The sequence below is a fragment of the Nocardioides korecus genome, from assembly GCF_054778395.1.
The window spans coordinates 1-3,676 of the sequence record NZ_BAAGZO010000022.1; the positions used below are offsets into that span (position 1 = coordinate 1).

Sequence of the window (3,676 nt, forward strand, 5' to 3'; positions counted from 1 at the left end):
GGCGACCGGGACCGGTACGACCGGCGGGGTCGAGGACACCGGTGTCCTGGCGGCCGGGGCCGGTGCCCTGGCCCTCGGTGGGGCCATGATCGTCAGCCGTCGCCGCCGCGCGACCAACGAGATCTGAGACACCGCCACGACGACCGGACCGGCCACCGCGAGGACACCTTTCGTGGCCCACCATCACCCTCGCGGTGGTCGGTCCGGCCTCCGCCCCACGACCCTCGACGCACCATCCGACCGTCACCACCCACCCGGCCCGCTAGGCCCATCAGGGGTCGGGCCGCTGCTCCCAGCCCAGACGAGGCACCCATGTACCCCACCGCAGCTCCGCTATCAACGCGCCAAGCCTTTGGGATTGACCTCCCCACCACACCCAGCTCTCCAAGACGACCACTCACGCCCACCCACCGGGTCGCGCCGTGACCACCGCGGTTAAACGACCCTGGGGGTTGGTGCTGCGGGCCTTGATCGCCCTCGGCTTGATCATCGATGCGGTAGTGCACCTGCGGCTGGCCAGTGGCTACCAGCTTGCCCAGCCTCAGGGCATCGGCCAGGGCAATCTCTTCCGCCTCGAGTCGGCGGTGGCTCTCCTCTCAGCGGCCTACGTGCTTCTGCGAGGAACCCGTACCTCGCTGCTGATCGCCGCCGGCGTGGGTGCCAGCGCATTCATCGCCGTCGTACTCACCCGATACGTCAGCGTCCCCGCCCTTGGGCCGATCCCTCCGATGCACGAACCCGTCTGGTTCCCGCAGAAGACGATCAGCGCCGTCGCCGAGGCCCTCACTGCCGTCCTCGCCCTCGTGGCGCTGCGCACCCACGAGAGGCGCGGTGCTTCAACCGCATCACACCAAGCGCAGCGGACTGACCGCCGCCGCCTCTGATGTGCCAGCCGACCGTCGGGTAGAACGAGCGCCACGGGTTGGCAGGTGACACCACCCCTCAGCGACACACCGCGCTGATTCGGCCAGCGGTGATGATAGGCGCACCTGTGGTCACCACCTCGTGCTGTTGCCATCGCGACGTCGTGATCGCCCGGGCCACACACCTGGACTGGTGTCAAGCGACCCGGACAACGAGCTGACCACCCACGACCACCCCTGATCGTGGGTCGGGTACTCCCTCGTGCGTCTGATCGCAACCTGTAGAGGCGCCTACACCCACCGGTCAGTCCGCCGGGTCCGACGATCCGCATGCACAGGCCGAGGCGATCCTGGCCAAGTCCGACGAGCGGACCGATGACCCCGAGGGCACCCAAAACGAGTCCTCGCGGACGGCTGGAGTTTGACCACGACCAGCGCCGCAACCGGCCGGCACTCGTCTCGAACAACAACGTCCCCGGCCGTGAACTCGGCAACCGCGTAATTGACGGCGACGATCCCTTGCGACCTTCGACGCTATGCTGGCCCGTCGAGTGCAGGTAGGTGCCCCAGGACGCGGCCTGCGTCGGGTCGGCGGGGCGGGCCAGCATGGCCGGCGAGCGACTGGCCTCCAGCGTGGGCGGGGTGGGTTTCCTGGCCCACGAGCTGGTCGATCAGGTGCCTCCCGTCCTGGGCGAGCTCGCCTAGGACCGAGATGGTCTGGGGAACGCTACGGCGTGCCTCGCGGGAGCGACTGATTCCCCGGCGGGTCGAGGGGTACCGACCGCTGTCCCCCACTTCCCTCGTTCCTAGGAGGCTCTCATGGCAGCTCACGAACCCACCCACGACCGCGCCGGCACGGCCATTTCGGCCGTCCGCACGGCCGCTCGCGTCGTCGGCATCGTCTTCCTCGTGGTCGGGGTGCTCGGCTTCGTCCCGGGCATCACCAGCCACTACAGCGACCTGTCCCTCGCCGGGCACCACAGCGACGCCAAGCTCCTCGGCATCTTCCAGGTCTCGGTCCTGCACAACATCGTGCACCTGCTGTTCGGTGCTGCCGGCCTCGCCCTCTCCCGTCGGGCCGACAGCGCCGTCGCCTACCTCATCGGTGGTGGCGCTATTTACCTCGTCCTGTGGATCTACGGGCTGGTCGTCGACAAGTCCAGTGGTGCGAACTTCGTGCCCGTCAACAGCGCCGACGACTGGCTGCACCTCGTGCTCGGCCTCGGCATGGTCACGCTGGGCGTCCTGCTCCGCCGCCGATCTGCCGGAGCCACCGCGGGCCGCTGAGGCGTCCTGCTCTGTCAGCACCACCGGGCCCTCACCGCGCGCCACAACCCCCGGGTCGTGGCCGCCATGCGGGCCCGGGTCGTCCCGGTTGCACCTCGGCGCGAGCCGTCACGAACGGGCGCCGAAGGACGGTCCGCGCGACGCCCCGTCCAGAGCGACCGGTCGGAAGTCGGCCACAAGGGCCTCGATCTGGGCGGGCATCGGGCGGCCCAGTTCGGCGAGCGCCTCACCGGGATCGCCCGTCAGGAGCACACGCTCGGGGTGGTGGGCAACGTCCAGCCGGCGCACGGCGCGGTCCAGCTCACGGGGCCACGCCGCCGGCTGCCCGCGGACCAGGCGCGCGGCCAGGTCGGTCCCGAGCAGCGTGCGGGCCACGACGTCCCCGAGCAGCACGACCCACCGGGGTCGGATCATCTCGAGCTCGGCGCGCCACCAGGGCGCACAGGCCGCCACGTGGGCCGGGTGGAGGCCGTCCCCGGCCGACGGCACCGACCCCGCGTGCTTCACGACGTACGTCGACCAGACGGCGTCGAGGTCCAGCCCCGCCTGCTCGAGAGCGGAGCGGAGCACGTATTGGGCCTGGTTCGCGTCGCCGCCCTCCGCTTCCTCGGGCACGGGTTGGACCCCGACCAGCACGACGGGCGCGGGCACCGGCCCCCTGCCCGGCACCCCTGGGGCATTCTCGTGGAGCTCGCACCCCTGGCACACCTCGACCCCGAGGGCCACCAGCGGGGGCTCGAGCCGCTCGGGGAGCCACCAGCTCGCCCCGGGTCGTGCCGGTTCGTCCCAATGCGTCACCAGGTCCTCCTTGTCGTCCCCGGTCGGTAGAACGGTGGGAGCGGGGTACCCCGCCCACTACCTGTGATCCCCACCCTGACCGAGGTGAGGTGGCCCGCTGCCACGTCGCCGGTCGGCCCGCAGAAAGTGCGGGCGGGACCAGATCACGCGCAGGGATGCGGGTATCGACGTCGTCCAGCCCCCGCCCCGCCCTCGGACCACCGGGGCGCAGCACCGACCGCCGGGGTCGAGCTGATGGTGCAGGAGTGCTGGCGCCACGCGAAGGTCATCGGCGCCTGAGGCGCGGGTGCCACCGTGCTCACGGCCGGTCTCACCGAGTCCCCCGGCGTGGTCGTGGGCGCGGGCGCCACCGACGTCCTGGGCCAGGTGCAGCAGCTGCTGGCGTCCCACCGCGTCTGGGAACGATTCACCCCCGGCGCGCAGGTCACGGCCTAGGGCAGCGCGCGAGCGGGGGGCCCGGGTCGTCTTTCCAAGACGGCCCGGGCCGCATGTAGACCGGTCCCCCGGGAAACCGCCTCCCCGACCAGACGGCGCGTGGTGTGGGTCCTGCCAAGTCCATGGTGTCGCAGCCGGGGTCGTGCAGTCGGTTCGTCGACGCAGTTTGTTGCGTGCCGGGTTCAGTAGAGACTCTGAACTGACGCGTCGACGGTAGTCGGCGCGGGGTTGAGCCGGTAGTGCTCTTCTTCGAACTCGACGGGTGGGACGAGTCCGATCTCGCCGTGTAGCCG

The 3,676-nt window shown here is 70.9% G+C and carries 5 protein-coding genes; 4 read left to right on the forward strand and 1 reads right to left on the reverse strand.

Annotated features, from left to right (window positions below; genetic code table 11):
• Positions 1-422 precede the first annotated feature (422 nt).
• The 3 genes from ACYVDA_RS20560 to ACYVDA_RS20570 all read left to right on the forward strand — a co-directional run bounded on the left by ACYVDA_RS20560 (position 423) and on the right by ACYVDA_RS20570 (position 2,150).
• Complete coding sequence (locus tag ACYVDA_RS20560) at positions 423-884, forward strand: hypothetical protein (RefSeq protein WP_460820406.1); 462 nt, start codon at positions 423-425, stop codon at positions 882-884.
• Positions 885-1,424: 540 nt separating this feature from the next.
• Positions 1,425-1,568 (forward strand): hypothetical protein, encoded by a 144-nt coding sequence (locus tag ACYVDA_RS20565; RefSeq protein ID WP_460820407.1) that lies wholly within the window; start codon positions 1,425-1,427, stop codon positions 1,566-1,568.
• A gap of 114 nt (positions 1,569-1,682) precedes the next feature.
• Complete coding sequence (locus ACYVDA_RS20570) at positions 1,683-2,150, forward strand: DUF4383 domain-containing protein (RefSeq protein ID WP_460820408.1); 468 nt, start codon at positions 1,683-1,685, stop codon at positions 2,148-2,150.
• Between the two features lie 108 nt (positions 2,151-2,258).
• On the opposite strand, the gene ACYVDA_RS20575 is transcribed toward ACYVDA_RS20570, so the two are convergent.
• The gene (locus ACYVDA_RS20575; protein WP_460820409.1) at positions 2,259-2,948 is read right to left on the reverse strand and encodes a uracil-DNA glycosylase family protein; all 690 of its coding nucleotides are present in this window, start codon (positions 2,946-2,948) and stop codon (positions 2,259-2,261) included.
• Between the two features lie 294 nt (positions 2,949-3,242).
• On the opposite strand from ACYVDA_RS20575, the gene ACYVDA_RS20580 reads away from it, so the two are divergent.
• The gene (locus tag ACYVDA_RS20580; protein ID WP_460820410.1) at positions 3,243-3,383 is read left to right on the forward strand and encodes a hypothetical protein; all 141 of its coding nucleotides are present in this window, start codon (positions 3,243-3,245) and stop codon (positions 3,381-3,383) included.
• Positions 3,384-3,676: the final 293 nt, after the last annotated feature.

Bases quoted from the DNA above. Each gene is read 5' to 3' on its own strand.
- ACYVDA_RS20570 (WP_460820408.1), top strand. From the start codon at position 1,683: ATGGCAGCTCACGAACCCACCCACGACCGCGCCGGCACGGCCATTTCG.